Annotated in this window: 16 protein-coding genes and 1 riboswitch; of the genes, 3 read left to right on the plus strand and 13 right to left on the minus strand. The window is 69.5% G+C overall.

The annotated features are described in order from the left end of the window. Positions 1–170: 170 nt before the first annotated feature. Positions 171–1,148, plus strand: a complete 978-nt coding sequence (locus ACW9PK_RS04240) for an LLM class flavin-dependent oxidoreductase (protein ID WP_457016683.1) — start codon at positions 171–173, stop codon at positions 1,146–1,148. A gap of 125 nt (positions 1,149–1,273) precedes the next feature. On the opposite strand, the gene ACW9PK_RS04245 is transcribed toward ACW9PK_RS04240, so the two are convergent. The 12 genes from ACW9PK_RS04245 to ACW9PK_RS04300 form a co-directional block, all read right to left on the minus strand. After that, the gene (locus ACW9PK_RS04245) at positions 1,274–2,089 is read right to left on the minus strand and encodes an alpha/beta fold hydrolase (RefSeq protein ID WP_457016685.1); all 816 of its coding nucleotides are present in this window, start codon (positions 2,087–2,089) and stop codon (positions 1,274–1,276) included. 140 nt (positions 2,090–2,229) lie between these two features. After that, complete coding sequence (locus ACW9PK_RS04250) at positions 2,230–2,943, minus strand: hypothetical protein (protein WP_131333649.1); 714 nt, start codon at positions 2,941–2,943, stop codon at positions 2,230–2,232. Continuing rightward, entirely contained in the window at positions 2,943–3,878 is a 936-nt protein-coding gene (locus tag ACW9PK_RS04255; protein WP_457016687.1) for an ATP-binding cassette domain-containing protein, read from the minus strand. The genes ACW9PK_RS04250 and ACW9PK_RS04255 overlap by 1 nt, the downstream gene beginning before the upstream one ends. Further along, complete coding sequence (locus tag ACW9PK_RS04260) at positions 3,875–4,237, minus strand: GntR family transcriptional regulator (protein WP_098053664.1); 363 nt, start codon at positions 4,235–4,237, stop codon at positions 3,875–3,877. The genes ACW9PK_RS04255 and ACW9PK_RS04260 overlap by 4 nt, the downstream gene beginning before the upstream one ends. A 149-nt stretch (positions 4,238–4,386) precedes the next feature. Next, positions 4,387–5,262, minus strand: coding sequence for a prenyltransferase (locus ACW9PK_RS04265; RefSeq protein ID WP_239321628.1), 876 nt, complete (start codon positions 5,260–5,262; stop codon positions 4,387–4,389). Beyond that, entirely contained in the window at positions 5,252–5,671 is a 420-nt protein-coding gene (locus ACW9PK_RS04270) for a lycopene cyclase domain-containing protein (RefSeq protein WP_085106585.1), read from the minus strand. Before ACW9PK_RS04270 ends, ACW9PK_RS04265 begins: the two co-directional genes overlap by 11 nt. Then, positions 5,668–6,033, minus strand: coding sequence for a lycopene cyclase domain-containing protein (locus ACW9PK_RS04275; RefSeq protein WP_085106586.1), 366 nt, complete (start codon positions 6,031–6,033; stop codon positions 5,668–5,670). The genes ACW9PK_RS04270 and ACW9PK_RS04275 overlap by 4 nt, the downstream gene beginning before the upstream one ends. Further along, positions 6,033–7,661: a phytoene desaturase family protein gene (crtI, locus tag ACW9PK_RS04280; RefSeq protein ID WP_368844680.1), complete on the minus strand. Its 1,629-nt coding sequence runs from the start codon at positions 7,659–7,661 to the stop codon at positions 6,033–6,035. Before crtI ends, ACW9PK_RS04275 begins: the two co-directional genes overlap by 1 nt. Then, positions 7,658–8,557, minus strand: a complete 900-nt coding sequence (locus tag ACW9PK_RS04285; protein ID WP_098053666.1) for a phytoene/squalene synthase family protein — start codon at positions 8,555–8,557, stop codon at positions 7,658–7,660. Before ACW9PK_RS04285 ends, crtI begins: the two co-directional genes overlap by 4 nt. Before the next feature lie 11 nt (positions 8,558–8,568). Beyond that, positions 8,569–9,855: a polyprenyl synthetase family protein gene (locus ACW9PK_RS04290; RefSeq protein ID WP_260850650.1), complete on the minus strand. Its 1,287-nt coding sequence runs from the start codon at positions 9,853–9,855 to the stop codon at positions 8,569–8,571. Further along, positions 9,852–10,358 (minus strand): MarR family winged helix-turn-helix transcriptional regulator, encoded by a 507-nt coding sequence (locus tag ACW9PK_RS04295; protein WP_144998581.1) that lies wholly within the window; start codon positions 10,356–10,358, stop codon positions 9,852–9,854. The genes ACW9PK_RS04290 and ACW9PK_RS04295 overlap by 4 nt, the downstream gene beginning before the upstream one ends. 172 nt (positions 10,359–10,530) lie before the next feature. Beyond that, entirely contained in the window at positions 10,531–11,400 is an 870-nt protein-coding gene (locus tag ACW9PK_RS04300) for a fructosamine kinase family protein (RefSeq protein WP_085106589.1), read from the minus strand. A gap of 48 nt (positions 11,401–11,448) precedes the next feature. On the opposite strand from ACW9PK_RS04300, the gene ACW9PK_RS04305 reads away from it, so the two are divergent. Then, positions 11,449–12,237: a thermonuclease family protein gene (locus tag ACW9PK_RS04305; protein WP_206479149.1), complete on the plus strand. Its 789-nt coding sequence runs from the start codon at positions 11,449–11,451 to the stop codon at positions 12,235–12,237. Between the two features lie 123 nt (positions 12,238–12,360). Here the strand turns inward: ACW9PK_RS04305 and ACW9PK_RS04310 are convergent, their stop codons facing one another. Then, the gene (locus tag ACW9PK_RS04310; protein WP_121544252.1) at positions 12,361–12,630 is read right to left on the minus strand and encodes a hypothetical protein; all 270 of its coding nucleotides are present in this window, start codon (positions 12,628–12,630) and stop codon (positions 12,361–12,363) included. 49 nt (positions 12,631–12,679) lie between these two features. Next, positions 12,680–12,796, plus strand: a riboswitch (SAM riboswitch). An 80-nt stretch (positions 12,797–12,876) separates the two neighbouring features. Between ACW9PK_RS04310 and ACW9PK_RS04315 the strand changes: the two genes are divergently transcribed. Beyond that, complete coding sequence (locus tag ACW9PK_RS04315; protein WP_239321620.1) at positions 12,877–13,830, plus strand: methylenetetrahydrofolate reductase; 954 nt, start codon at positions 12,877–12,879, stop codon at positions 13,828–13,830. Positions 13,831–13,875: the final 45 nt, after the last annotated feature.

Below are 13,875 nucleotides of genomic sequence, written 5' to 3' on the forward strand. Positions count from 1 at the left end.
TGGTGGCCCCGAGTCTGCCGGTAGGCGCTCCCTCATCCCGCTCCCCCGCTCATCCCCTCCCACCCCGGGCAACCCGTTCAGCACACCCGGGAGAGCAGCGGCCCGCGGAATATCGGGCCCCGTGAGCCCGTTATTCCTACAGCAAGTTTTCTCTGGAAAGGGTTTCATTCATGGCACTGCCCCTATCGGTCATCGACTTCGCCACCGTGCGCGAGAACCAATCGGTGGGTGAGAGTTTCGCGGATTCCGTGACCCTTGCCCGGCACGCGGAGCGGTTGGGATACACGCGGGTCTGGTACGCGGAGCACCACAACATGCCCACGATCGCGTCCTCCGCACCGGCAGTGTTGATCGCCCACGTGGCCGCGCACACGGAACGCATCCGGCTCGGTTCGGGCGGCGTCATGCTGCCCAATCACTCCCCGCTCACGATCGCGGAACAGTTCGGCACCCTCGCGGAGCTGCATCCCGGCCGGATCGACCTGGGGCTCGGCCGCGCCCCGGGGACGGATCCGCGCACGCTGCGCGCACTGCGTCGTTCCCCCGAATCCGCCGAGAGCTTCCCCCAGGACGTCAAGGAACTGCGGGGCTACCTGACCGGCAACTCACTCATCCCGGGCGTGCAGGCGATGCCGGGTGCGGGGACCGACGTGCCGCTGACCATCCTGGGCTCGTCCCTGTTCGGGGCCCAGCTGGCCGCGGCCTACGGGCTGCCCTATGCGTTCGCATCGCACTTCGCGCCGGACGCCCTCGTGGACGCCGTGGCCGCGTACCGGTCCCAGTTCCAGCCGTCCGAACAGCTCGCGGAGCCGTACGTGATCGCCGCGGTGAACGTGATCATTTCCGAGGACGCGCAGGAGGCCGCCCGTCAGTTGGAAGCGACCCAGCGCTCCCGGGTTAGGGCCATGGTGGGCCGCGGCCGGGAGTTCACGGACGAGGAGATGGACATGGTCATGGCCTCCCCCGCTGCCGCCCAGATCCTGCACATGCTCAGTTACACCGGCGCGGGCACCCCGGACACCGTGGTGGACTACCTGCACCGGTTCGCAGAACACGCTGATGCGGACGAGCTGATGATCTCCCCCACCGCTACGCGCCAACCGGACGTCCTCACAGCCATGGAGTTGCTCGCCGACAACTGGAGCTGAGCGCCGGGCATCCCCGGGCACATCCATGCCCCGATAAAGCGCCCGGATCGCGATTCCGAGGCATTATCGGGACTCAGATGTTCGCCCGCCATTCCGCCCGTGAGCGGCACCCGCAAGCCGCCCGATCAGAGGAGGCGCGAGAGGAAGGCACCCAGAGCGGCGTCGTACTCCGAGGGGTTCTCCATGTTGGGCGTGTGCCCGCTCGCGGGGACCACCGCGAGCTCACCGTGGCCCAGCAGCTCGCTCATGACCTGGCCCGCGCCGTTGTCGAACGCGTCCGAGTCCCCCACGATCACGAGCGCGGGCTTCTCCCACGCGCGCAGCGTCTCGGTGAAGTCGTTGCGTTCGGCGCGCCCGCGCATGGCCGCGGTGGAGCCCTCGAGCGGGGCGGTCCGGATCATCTCACGCACGCGCTCGGCGACCTCCGGCAGCCGCTCCACGTTCTCCTCCGCGATCATCTTGGACAGCACGTTCTGCGCGTAGGTCTCCATGCCGTCCCGCACGATCCCGTCCGCCGCCACATGACGACGCCGCCGCCCCGCCGCGTCCTCGGACGTGGGCACCGTGTCGTTGATGATCAGCGCGCTCACCCGTTCGGGGTACGACGCGGTGATCTGCATGGCCACCTGCCCGGACATCGAGAAGCCCAACAGGATCACGGTCTCCAGGCCGAGCTCATCCAGCAGCGCGACGATGTCCGCGGCGAACTCCTCGGTGTACACGATCCCCTCGGTGACCTGGGACTCGCCGAACCCGCGCAGGTCCGGGGCGATCACGCGCCAACCCTGCTCCGCGAGAGTCGTGACCTGCCCGTCCCACATGGAGCGGTCGTACGCGTGGCCGTGCAGCAGCACGACGGACTCGCCCCGGCCCTCGTCCGTGTAGGCCAGCTCGGTGTCGTTGACGTGGGCGGTGTGCGTGGTGAATGTCGATCGGCTCATGGGGCCATGATGTCAGGTGGGGTGGGCCCGGGAGCGGGTGATGTCAGGGATGCAGTCCACGCACCGCCCGCACGACACGGCCCGCACACGACGACGTCGCCCACCCCCGGGAAGGGAGCGAGCGGCGTCGTACCGGGAGCTCAGATCTCCGCGTACCGCACCACCGCGCGGCTCGCGAGACCGGCGATCAGCGTGACGACCACGAGGCCGAGCGGGATGCCCCACCGTCCGAGCTCGCTCGCGAGGTCCAACCACAAGTCCGGCCAGGCCACGATCGCGGCGAGCAGACCCAGTGCCACGAGCACCACGGCCACGATCGAGATCACGGTCCAGATCACCCCGGCCGCGCGGTAGATCCCGCCGAAACTCATGCCCGCGAAGAGGCTCATGAGACTCAGCAGGAACAATGTCACGGCCACGATCAGGGGGTTGCCGTCACCCAGGGCGTGAATGGTGAGGAAACTGATCCCCAGCCCGAACCCGGTCGCGGCCTCCGCGGCCAGAATCACGAGACCCACGGCCGCGACCACCAGGGACGTGATCATGAAACCCATGGCCGTGCCCGCCCAGAAGTTCCGGCGGGTGCTGCCGAACGCGAGCGCGCCGGCGAAACCCCGGTTGGCGGTCAGCGCGCCGTGGGAGATCAGGAAGCCCGGGAGGGCCCAGAACACGGCCAGGTTGGCTTGGAATCCGTCCTGGACCGGCTGCGGTAGGGGCAGACCGGTGCGGATGCCGATGATCAGCCCGATCACGACCGTGAGGATCGCGACCAGGACCAGGATGGCCGGGGCCACCACGAAGGAGTTGAGTCGGTTGGTCAGGTACAGCGCGAGGTTCCGGCGGGCGTACTGCATCACACACTCATTTCTGCGTCGTCGGTGCCGCGCATGCCCCGCGCGGCCACGAGTTCCTGCAAGGTGACGGGTTCCACCGAGACATTGGCGGCGTCCGCGCGGCGCCGGTCCTCGGCGGTCGCGGTGCCGTCCACGGTGACGGAGAGGATGTTGCCGAGTCGGTACTCGCGCAGGACCCTGCGAGCGCCCACGACGTCCCGGACCACGGGTTCGAGTCCGCGCAGCACGAACGCGCTGTCCCGGGCGTCGTCGATGTCCGCGTCCACTGTGACCCGGCCGTCCTCGATCATGACCACGTTCTCGAGCAGGTCGGACACCTCGTCGATCAGGTGCGTGGAGAGGATCACGGTGCGCGGGTGTTCGGCCATGGCGCGGGCGAACTCCTCGTAGAACAGGGCTCGGTGCCCGGGGTCGAGCCCCAGGTACGGCTCGTCCATGAAGGTGTACGGCGCCCGCGCGGCCAGCGAGATGACGATCGCCAGCGCGCTGCGCTGCCCGCGGGAGAGCTTGGTGGTGCGCGTGCTCATCGGCAGCTTGAACCGGGGCGCCAGGCGCTCGGCCAGGTCGGTGTCCCACGTGGGGTAGAACGTGGGCAGGATGCGCAGCAGGGAGGCCGGGGTGTCGTCGTCGTGGAACTTCTGGTCCTCGTGGACGAAGCACGTGCGTTCGAGCAACCGCGCGTTCTCCCGCGGATCCTCACCGTCGATCAGCACCTCACCGGAGCTGCGGAACGTGTGATTGAGGATCACGGACATCAGCGTGGTCTTACCCACGCCGTTGGCCCCGAGCAGCCCGTGCACCCGATCGGGCGCGAAATCCACGGTGATGTCCCGCAGCACGTGCTTCTTGCCGAAGGACTTGTTCAAGTTCCTGATCCGGATCCCCTGCCCCGGCGCGCTCTCGCGGTGATCCGTGTGTCGTACGGGAGAAATCATGGCGAGACCTTTCTGATGAGTGCGACCATGTCGTCGAGTGTGAGTCCGAGCCTTCGGGCCTCGGCCACGGCGGGTTGGATGAAGTCTTCATGGAACGCCTCCCGGCGCTGCGCTCGCAGGATGTCCGGGCCATCCGCGGCCACGAACGTCCCGATCCCACGACGCCGCTCCAGGACTCCCTGATCCACCAAGCGTCCCAGCGCTTTCCCCGCCGTCGCGGGGTTGATGCGGTAGAACGCGGCGAGTTCGTTGGTGGATGGCACCGCGGAATCCACCGGGTAGTTGCCCTGGAGGATGTCGTCCGCGATCTGATCGGCCAGGACCATGAAGATCGGGCGACCGTCTTGTTTGGGTGTCATGGAGAACTTCCAGCTCCTTGGTTCATTACTCTACTAATGAACCACATAACCGGCGAGGCGGTCAAGGGTTCACGGATCGGATCAGGACGAGAACGACGACGCCGCCCGCCCCCGGGAGGGGACGAGCGGCGTCGAGCGACCGGCCGGGGTCAGACCGGGCGCACCGCGGCCCACCAGATGAGCAGCATGGTCACCAGGAAACCGGTGAGGTAGTTCAACCACAGGAAGGTCTTCCACCCCGCGTTGGCCCGCCCGGAATCGGTGTCCGTGACACCGCTGAAGCGCAGCACGTTGAGCAGGTACGGCACCGCGAGCAGTGCGGCGAGCTGGCCTGGCCACTCGGTGAACACCATGAGCCCGCCCGCCAGGGCGTACAGCAGCGCGGCCACCCACACGGTGGGCCGGGCCCCGAGCACCGTGGCCACGGACGCGAGTCCGCCCTCCCGGTCCGGGACCACGTCCTGGACCGCGCCGAACATCTGGGAGGCCATGCCCCACAGGAAGAACCCGATGAGCAGCGCCCACAGTCCCGGTGTGAACGTGGCGCCCGCCAGCGTCAGGCCGTAGACCGCGGGCGAGACGAAGTGGGTGGCACTCGTCATCGCGTCCACGAACGGGCGTTCCTTGAACCGCAGCCCGGCCCACGAGTACGCCACCACGGCGAACAGCGAGACCGCGAGCACCGCGATGGACACCCAGTTGCCCGTGGCCACCGCGTACCCCAGGAGCACCAGGACGAAAGGCACCGGGACCAGGCACGAGGCCAGCAACACGGGGCGCTGCGCGGCACGGTCCACCACAGCACCCTCCACACCGCCCTTGCGGGGATTGCGCAGATCGGACTCGTAGTCGAAGACGTCGTTGATGCCGTACATGGCCAGGTTGTAGGGCACCAGGAAGAACACCGTGCCGAGCACCACGAGCCACCACGGGATGCCCCCGGTCAACAGCACCGCCGCGGTGAACGGGTACGCGGTGTTCACCCAGCTCAGGGGGCGCGAGGCCCAGAAGAGCTTACTCAGCACGGACTCCCCTTTCCTCAGCCTCCGGCGTTCGGGCACCGCGAGCGCCGCGTCCGTCGTGCGACCCGCGTCCGTCGCCGGCACGACGTTCTTCACGGGCACCGCGTTCTTGGCGGGCACCACCGAGCAACAACCACAGCGCCGGCAGCAGGAGCACCCCCGCGAACGGGTACGCGAAGTCCTCGAGCGGGGCCAGTCCGATCTGCACGCCGGAGATGTTGTGCTCCGTGTAGGTCATGATCCCGGCGGCGATCATGAGGTTGTCGAAGATCGCGGTGAGCACCCCGAGCAGCACGAAGGACGCCACCAGGGATCCCCAGAACAGCCCCCGCGGCCGCCGCACGAGCACGGCCACGAGCAGCACCACCGCCGAGATGCCCAAGAAGATGAAGTTCACGCTCCAGTACGTCACGCTCCGTGACCTCCTCGCAGTTCGGACGACGCCGCCGCGGTGCCCCGCCGGTCGCGCAGCCACCGCCACAGCACGGGTGCCCCGAGCACGTAGATCATGGTCTGGTAGCACAGGAATGCCAGGAAGAAGACCTCTTCGAGGGGCAGTTCGGGGGCCACCAAGATCCCCAGGGTCAGCGAGTTCTCGCCGTGCCAGAACAGCCCGTTGACGATCCCCACAACGTCCCACGCGAGGAAGAACAGGACCCCCACGACGAGCACGAGCCACGCCCGCAGTTTGTGCCCCGACCAGAAGTAGAGGTTCCACCGCCGGTCGATCAGCGCGTAGCACCCCAGGAACACGAGCAGCATGAGCAAATACATCAGGACACCCCGCTGTCCTCGCGGATGGCGTCCCACACCACCTGGGATGAGATCAAGCACATGGGCACGCCGATCCCCGGGCGCACCGAGGACCCCGCGTAGAACAGGCCCCGGATCCCGGGATCGGTCACACCGGGGCGCAGCATCGCGGACTGGCCGAGCGTGTGACCGGGGCCCAGGAGGGAACCGCGCCACGCGTTGAACTGGGCGACGAAGTCCCCCGGCCCGTACGTGCGCCGCACCACGACCCGGGACTCGAGATCCGGGATCTTCGCCCAGCGGGCCAGTTGCGCCACGGCCGCGTCCGCGACCCGCTCGACCTGTTCCGAACCCGGTTCGTGGCGTTCCGGCGTGCTGATCCCGCCGCGACCCCACTCGGGGACGGCCGGTGCGGGCACCAGGATGAAGAGGTTCTCGTCCCCCTCGGGCGCAGTGGCGGGGTCCGTGGCCGACGTCATGGACACGTAGATCGAGGTCTTCTCCGCGAGCTCCCGCCCGGTACCGATGCGCGCGAAGTTGTCGTCCCAGTCCGCCGTGAACAGCAGGTTGTGGTGGGCCAATTGCGGCAATTTCCCCCGCACGCCCAGGCACACGAGCACCCCGGACGGCCCCGGGTCCCGGCGCTTCCACCGCGATTCCGGGGCCCGGTACCGTTCGGGCAGCAACCTGGTCTGGATGTGGTGCAGGTCCGTGGCACCCACCACGAGATCGGCGGGCACGGTGGTCTCCGCACCGTCGGCCGCCGTCCGCGGCGCATTCGAGGCCGATGACGTCGCACGGTAACGTACGCCGCGCACGGAGCCGGCCGAGCGACGTCGTGAACGGGCGGCAGCCACCTGGGAACGCACGGAGCGCGGTGCCCGCTCGACGTCGATCCCCGTGACGGTCGCCCCGGTCACGATCTCGACCCCGGCCGCGCGCACCAGCTCGGCCATCGCGTCCACGAGCGCGCTGAACCCACCCACGGGGTACTGCACTCCGTCCGTGAGATCGAGGTGACTCATGAGGTGGTACATGGCCGGAGCACTCGAGGGCGAGGCGCCCAGGAACACCGCGGGGTACCCCAGGATCTGGCGTTCCCGCGGATCGGTGAACCGCTGGTCGATGTAGCCCTTCATGGACCGGGTCAGCAGTGTGCCGAGCCGCGGGAGGTTCTTGAGCACCTGCGGGGTCATGAGCTCACGGGGGTGCGCGAAATCCGTGTAGAGAAAGTACTTCTTGGCGAGCTCGTAGACCTCCGCGCCGGAGTCCAGGTACATGCGCAGCGCACGGGAGGATCCCGGGTCCAGTTGCTCGAACAGTTCCTCCGCGTGCCCGCTGACCACGTCCGTCGGTGGCTCGTCCAGGTGCTCCTCGAAGAACGTGCGGTAGCCCGGGCTCAGGGTGCGCAGGTCCAGTTCTGCTGCGGCGCTGGAGCCCATGAGCCGGAACCACCGGTCGATGACCTCCGGCATGAGGTACCAGCTGGGGCCGGTGTCGAACGAGAAGCCCTCCGCGGACCACCGCCCGGAGCGCCCACCCAGGATGTCCTGTTGTTCCAGAAGGGTCACGCGGTGCCCGTCCTGGGCGAGCAGCCCCGCCGTGGCCAGGCCCGCGAAACCGCCGCCGATCACCACCGTCCGTGTCATCGTGTCACCACCGAATCCGAGAGGGAGCGCGCCGCGATCCGCAGTTTCACCGCGGTGGGCACGCTGATGCGTTGTCTGGTCAGTTCCCGCGCGGGGACGCGTTCGATCCGCCGGGACAGTTCCGCGAACAGTCCGTGCGCAATCAGGACTGCCCGGCGAGCGCGCCGGTCCAGGGCCAGGATCCCGGGCATCGCGGCGTCGAGATCCGCATTGAGGTCCGCGAGCAGCTGCGCCTTCTGGGTCTCGTCCAAGTGGGCGGGGTCCGCGCCCGGGAAATACGTGCGACCGAGCTGGTCGTGGTCCGCCCCGAGGTCACGCAGGAAATTCACCTTCTGGAAGGCCGCTCCCAGCCGCCGGGCCGTGGCCCGCAGCATGTCCCGCTGCTCAGGGGTGTCCGCCCGTGTGCCGGGCATGTCCATGAACACCTCGAGGCACATGAGTCCCACGACCTCCGCGGAACCGTAGATGTACGACTCGAGCGACGCGCCGTCGTGCTCGGCCACGTCCAGGTCGGCGCGCATGGACGCGAAGAACGGTTCGGTCAGCTCCCGCCCGAAACCGTGACGGCGGGCGACGTCCGCGAAGCCGTGGATCACCAGGTCCGTGGCGAATCCCGTGGCCAGGGCCGAGTTCACAGCCGCTTCGTACCCGTCCAGGGCGGTGCGCACGCGGGCGGCTTCGAGGCCCGCGGCGCCCGCGGTGCCGTCCACGACCTCATCCGCGACGCGTACAAGCGCGTAGATCCCCGCGATGTCCCGGCGCACGGCGGGCGGCAGAGTGCGGCACGCCAGCGAGAAGGAGGTAGAGTACCGGCCGATGACCGACCCGGAGGCCGCGAGGGCCGTGGCGGTATACAGGCGAAGCGACGAGAGGGGCGGCGCGTCCGAATCCGGCATGGGGGTCCTCACTACGAGTGTCTGTTCAGGACGTGGTGGCACAGCGCGACGAGCTGATCGCGCTGCGCCGCGGGCAGGGGCAGTTCGTCCAGGGTGGTCCGGGCGCGGTCCACGAGATCCGTGGCCAGTTCCACGGCCACGTCCTTGGCGCCGGAGGCCGTGAGCGCTTCCCGCGCGTGATGCACCGTGGTGCGTTCCGCCGCGAGGTCCCTGAGGACCCGGCGGACCGTGGGTACCCCCATCCCGTGGGCGGTGAGCACGGTGGCCTTGCCCGAACGTAGATCCGCGTCCACCGATTTGCCGGTCAGTCCCGGGTCACCGAACGTCCCCAGGACGTCGTCCACCACCTGGTACCCCACGCCCAGCATGGCGCCGGCCTGGGCCAGCCGCTCCGCGACGTCCGCGGGAGCACCCGCGAGCAGTGCGCCGGCCCGCAGCGGGGCCTCGAACGAATACGTGGCGGTCTTGAGCCGCTCCATGTCCAGGATGTCCTGCACCCCGGGGTGCTCGGCGCCGAAGCGATGCAGGGACAACAGCACGTCATCCAGCTCCCCGGCCGCGGAGGCGGTCACGGCGTCGAACACCACGTCCGCCACGGCGCGACACCGCGCGAGGTCCGATGCGCACGTGGTCGCGAGCCGCAGTGCCCCCGCCAACAACAGGTCCCCCGCGAGGATCGCCGCCGAGGCCCCCGCGTGTTCCGCTTCGTGCTCGGGTGCGCCGGCGCGGGCCGCGTCACGGCGGAACAGCTCTCCCACCGTGGGCATGCCCCGGCGCAGCCAGTCGCGGTCCACCACGTCGTCGTGGACCAGCAGGGCCGCGTGCAGCATCTCGAACGACGCCGCCAGGCGCACGCACTCGGGGTCCGGCACCTCTGTCTCCCGGTCGCCCGCCGTGTGGTTCCCGTCTCCGGCCGCATCGCGCACACCCGGCGTCTCCTCGGCATCCCCGGCGTCCGGCGCGACGAGCGGGTCAGGCGCGCTCGATCCATCCCCCGCGCCCCCGGCGAAGGAGGACCACGCGATCCACGTCAGTCGCGGCCGGATGAGCTTGCCGCCCACCATGTGCTCGCGCACCCGCTCCCACAGCACCCCGAAACCCGGGCTCGTGGGAACTCGATTCGCGGGGGCCGCGAAGAACGCGTCCAGCTCTTCCCCCACGGCGGTGCGGAAACGGCGCCAGGCGGCGTCGTCGGCGGGGGCGACACTCGGGGAGGCCCCAGGATCGGTAACGGACGGGATCCCGGGAGCCGCTCGGTGGGATTCACGGGACCGGGCGGTGCGTACGCGTTCGGTCATGACCCACCCGCCCCGGGATCGTCCTGGGACGCCTGGTCCGCGCGCCCGCGCAAGTCTTCCAAGTACTCCTCCAGACGGGACTCGGTACCTCTCAGGAACCGGAGGACGGCCTCACGCCCGGGCTCGTCCAGGGCGTCGAGCTCGTCCTCGACCATCCCGATTACCGGCACGACGTGCTCCCGGGTCCGCTCCCTGGACGAGGTCACCGCGCGCACAGTCATCCGGCGTCGATCCCCCTCCACGGGCTCCCGGACCACGTGACCCGCGCGCACCAGTCGGTCCACCACCGCGGTCGCGGAGGCCGTCGTGATGTGCAGCGCGTGAGCCAGTTCCGTGGGCCCCATGGAATGGACTATGAGCATGACCATGGCCGCGTAATCGGTTCCCTTGAGCCCCAAGATGCGGCGGATCTCGTACGCGATCTCCGCGTTGAGCACGACCACCCGGCGCAGCGCACGCGACTGCGGGCTCACCGGCCCGTACCACGTTGCACTGCTCTCCATCGCGTCCCTCGCGTTGTGGATAACTAGACAATCTAGTAAACATCATGCTGCACGTGCGGGGGACGTGTCCAACCATGTCACGCGGGTGGAAAACGTTGTCCGCACCTGCCTTGTAGCAGTCATCGGCCGAGAACGCCCTGTCCTCAGCGGGTGATGGACGCGCCCCGTAGTGTCACATCAGACTGCGCAGGGCCCGTAGGACCGCCCCGCCGTAACCACCGTCGAACCTGATCGCATGCACCAGCAGCGGCGGCAACTGGTACCACGGCACCCGGTCGTGCCAGCCGTCCGCGAGGGGGTAGGCGTCGTCGTACGCCGCGAAGCATTCCCGCCCGAAACCGCCGAAGAGCTGCATCATGGCCAGGTCGTACTCGCGGTGTCCGTAGAACGAGGACGGATCGATGAGCCAGTTCGTCCCGTTGCGATCCACCACGCGGTTGCCTGCCCACAGGTCACCGTGCAGCAGGCTCGGGGGTTCGGGAGGGCCCGCGAGTTCGTCCGCTCGCGGCGCCAAGCGCGCCAGCAGGTCCGACGCCGCGGGGTCCAGGTGTCCCGCGTCGATCGCCGCGCGCAGCAACGGCTCGATGCGGCGGTGTAACAGGAAGTCGGCCCAGTCGTCCGTGGGCGTGAGATCCACCGGGAACGAGCCGATGCGTTCCGGCAGCTCCGCCGAGAGCCACCCGACGTGCGGGGCTCGCGCGCGGTGGATGGCCGCGAGACCAGCACCCATGCTGCGTTCCGTGGCACGGTCCTGCCGTCCGGGACCCTCGTCGATCCACTCGAGCACCAGGGCCTCATCGCCCACGTGATGCACCCTGGGCACCCGCACCTCGGCGGGGGCGACGGCGCGCAGCGCCTCGAGTCCCGCCGCCTCCAACGCCAACACACCCGCCGGGGCACCCGGCATGGTCTTGGCGAACAGGGGCCCGTCCGGGGTCTCGAGCCAGTAGGCGCGGGCGGTGTCCCCGCCGCTCAGGGGACGGGCATCGCTCACGCGCAGGTCCGCGACAATCTCACCGGGAAGCTCATCGATGGTGGCCATGCGTCTTGTCTACACCATGCCGCACTGCGCACCACCCCGGACGACTCAGTGGCCACAGTGGAACGCGTGGTGGACGGGGACACCCTGGACGCCACGATCGCGGGGAAGTCCACGCGGGTGCGGCTGCTGAACATCAATACCCCGGAGGTCGCGCGGGACGGTCAGCCCGGCGAGTGCCTCGCGGACGAGGCCACGGCCAAGCTTGAGGACCTACTGCCCAAGGGATCCACGATCCACCTGGACTACGACGTGGAACGCACGGACCGCTACGGCCGCACCCTCGCCCGAGTGACCCGCGACGACGACGGGTTGAACGTCAACCAGGCACTCGTCAAGGCGGGCCTGGCAACGCCCATGACCGTGGGCGCCAACAGCACGTACCGGCGAGAGATGGACAGCGCGTACAACGTCGCCCAGGCCATGCAGGTCGGTTTCTTCGACCCGAAGCAGGACTGCGCGCCGCCGGGGGAATCCGCATCCCCCGGCACCACAACTCCGAGCACCGCGAGCCCGAGCGCGACGCCGAGTCCCACCTCGTCCTCCACGCCCACTCCCACGCCGACGCTCGAGGCGCCTCCCGCGGTCGTGGAGGACGAGGTCGCCGTGGGCGATCCGGCACCCCAACCCAATCCCGCTCCGCAACCGAACTACAACTACAACCCCGCCCCCGCGCAGCCCGCGGCACCTCAGCTACCGGCCGCGCCCCGGGTACCTGCTGCCCCGCAGCTGCCGGCGGCACCCCACGTGCCCCCGGCTCCCGAGAGTGATGGCGGTTATCCCGGTTACACCGGCCCCCGGTGCTACGAACCGGGAGGAAAGGTCTGGCACCCATGCTGAGTTGCTGATGACACGCCAAGGCGCGCCCACCCGGTCGGTTGACCGGGTGGGCGTCCCTGTTTTTCGCCGCGCTTTGGTCACGCGGGTGCACCGGCGAGCCGCCGGATGCACGGCGGCCCGAACTCAGGGTTCGTGACGACCGGGGTTGGCGGTCGCGCTGCGCAAGGGGGACGGCGTCGTCGTCGGAGCGGGTGCCTGCGAGGACGCGGACCCGCCCGCGGCCGGCGCCGCGGCTATCGAGCGCGAGACCCAGTTCTCGGGTCCCAACTCGGGCATCTTCATGTCCTGCACGTCGTGGGGCAGGATGACCACGGCAGGGCCCAGGTGCCCCCGTGCGGTCCATTCAGCCCGCTTGGGAAGACGAGCGCGGCGGGAGGCCGGCGGTTCCGTCATCGTTCGTGGGCCTCGTCACGAGGCTGTGCTACGCTCGCTCGTAACAAAGGATCATGAGTCCCGGTGCGAAGCTCTGGCTAACCGGGCGGCAACCCTCCAGCTGTAGTGGGGTGCCCCAGATGAGGATCCGGCCGCCGCGCAACCGCGTGGTCGGCAAGTACGGCGCTCGGAGCTCATCCTCCGGCGTCCTAACGCCGGAGGATTTTTTATATGCCCGCACCCCTCGCAGCGTCAGAACCCGCGCCCGTGACTGGCCCGCCCACGGGGACGTCCTGGCTGGTCCGGCGCCCGCGCCGCTCCACGCTTGTCTCGTTCGAAGTGTTCCCGCCGCGGCCCACCGCGGACCCGGACACTGTGTGGCGCAACATCGACGCCATGGCCCAGGCCGGGCCGGATTTCTTCTCGGTCACCCACGGTCACGCCGGCCATCACGGCGTCTCCCGCGAGGCGCTGCGCCACCTGCGCCGCACGACCAAGACCCCGGTCATGGCGCACTTCACGTGCGGTGGCACGGACCGCGCGGGTCTCGAGCGCGCCGTGGACCAGTTGCTGGACGACGGCGTTCGCGACCTCCTCGCGCTGCGCGGCGACCCGCCCCTGGGTACCGGGGAATGGCGGACCCCAGCGGGTGGCCTGGGCCGGGCCTCCCAACTGGTGGAGCTGATCCGGGACGTCGAACGACGTCGCTTCGGCACCGGGTTCCGCCCGGGTCAGCGACCGCTGTCCGTGTCGGTGGCGTGCTACCCGTCCCCCGCGCGAGGCCGCGACTTCGAGGCGGATCTCGCGTCCCTGTGGGACAAGCAGGAGGCCGGCGCGGACTACGCGATCACGCAGGTGCTCTACGAACCCGAGGACTACGCCACGTTCCTGGAACGCGCGCGCTCGGAGGGCATCCACATCCCCGTGGTCGCCGGGCTCATGCCGCTGAGCAACCCTCAAAGGTTGCAGCGCATGACCGAGATCACCGGGGTCCGGGTCCCGGAACGCCTCACCCGGTTCCTGCGCGCCGACACTCCCGAGGAACTGCGCCACCGAGGGGTCGCGGCCACCCTGTCCCTGATCGACGACCTCATGGATCTGGGCTGCGCCGGTTTCCACCTGTACACGTTCAACCGCCCCGAGGCGGCGCTGACCATCCTGGAGCACCTGCGGGTCCGGGATGCCGCACGCGAATACCGAGGCCGCAGCCCCGCGGCCTGACCTCCGCACCAGCCCCGACCGACCCGTGAACCGATCGTGTTGGCT

This window comes from Kocuria sp. MNB10 (assembly GCF_054073685.1).

Excerpts from the sequence above, each read along its gene's own strand:
- ACW9PK_RS04240 (WP_457016683.1), top strand. The coding sequence starts at position 171 with ATGGCACTGCCCCTATCGGTCATCGACTTCGCCACCGTGCGCGAGAAC.
- ACW9PK_RS04285 (WP_098053666.1), bottom strand. The coding sequence starts at position 8,557 with ATGCCGGATTCGGACGCGCCGCCCCTCTCGTCGCTTCGCCTGTATACC.
- ACW9PK_RS04260 (WP_098053664.1), bottom strand. The coding sequence starts at position 4,237 with ATGACACCCAAACAAGACGGTCGCCCGATCTTCATGGTCCTGGCCGAT.
- ACW9PK_RS04245 (WP_457016685.1), bottom strand. The coding sequence starts at position 2,089 with ATGAGCCGATCGACATTCACCACGCACACCGCCCACGTCAACGACACC.
- ACW9PK_RS04295 (WP_144998581.1), bottom strand. The coding sequence starts at position 10,358 with ATGGAGAGCAGTGCAACGTGGTACGGGCCGGTGAGCCCGCAGTCGCGT.
- ACW9PK_RS04250 (WP_131333649.1), bottom strand. The coding sequence starts at position 2,943 with ATGCAGTACGCCCGCCGGAACCTCGCGCTGTACCTGACCAACCGACTC.
- crtI (WP_368844680.1), bottom strand. The coding sequence starts at position 7,661 with ATGACACGGACGGTGGTGATCGGCGGCGGTTTCGCGGGCCTGGCCACG.
- ACW9PK_RS04310 (WP_121544252.1), bottom strand. The coding sequence starts at position 12,630 with ATGACGGAACCGCCGGCCTCCCGCCGCGCTCGTCTTCCCAAGCGGGCT.
- ACW9PK_RS04275 (WP_085106586.1), bottom strand. The coding sequence starts at position 6,033 with ATGTATTTGCTCATGCTGCTCGTGTTCCTGGGGTGCTACGCGCTGATC.
- ACW9PK_RS04300 (WP_085106589.1), bottom strand. The coding sequence starts at position 11,400 with ATGGCCACCATCGATGAGCTTCCCGGTGAGATTGTCGCGGACCTGCGC.
- ACW9PK_RS04255 (WP_457016687.1), bottom strand. The coding sequence starts at position 3,878 with ATGATTTCTCCCGTACGACACACGGATCACCGCGAGAGCGCGCCGGGG.
- ACW9PK_RS04290 (WP_260850650.1), bottom strand. The coding sequence starts at position 9,855 with ATGACCGAACGCGTACGCACCGCCCGGTCCCGTGAATCCCACCGAGCG.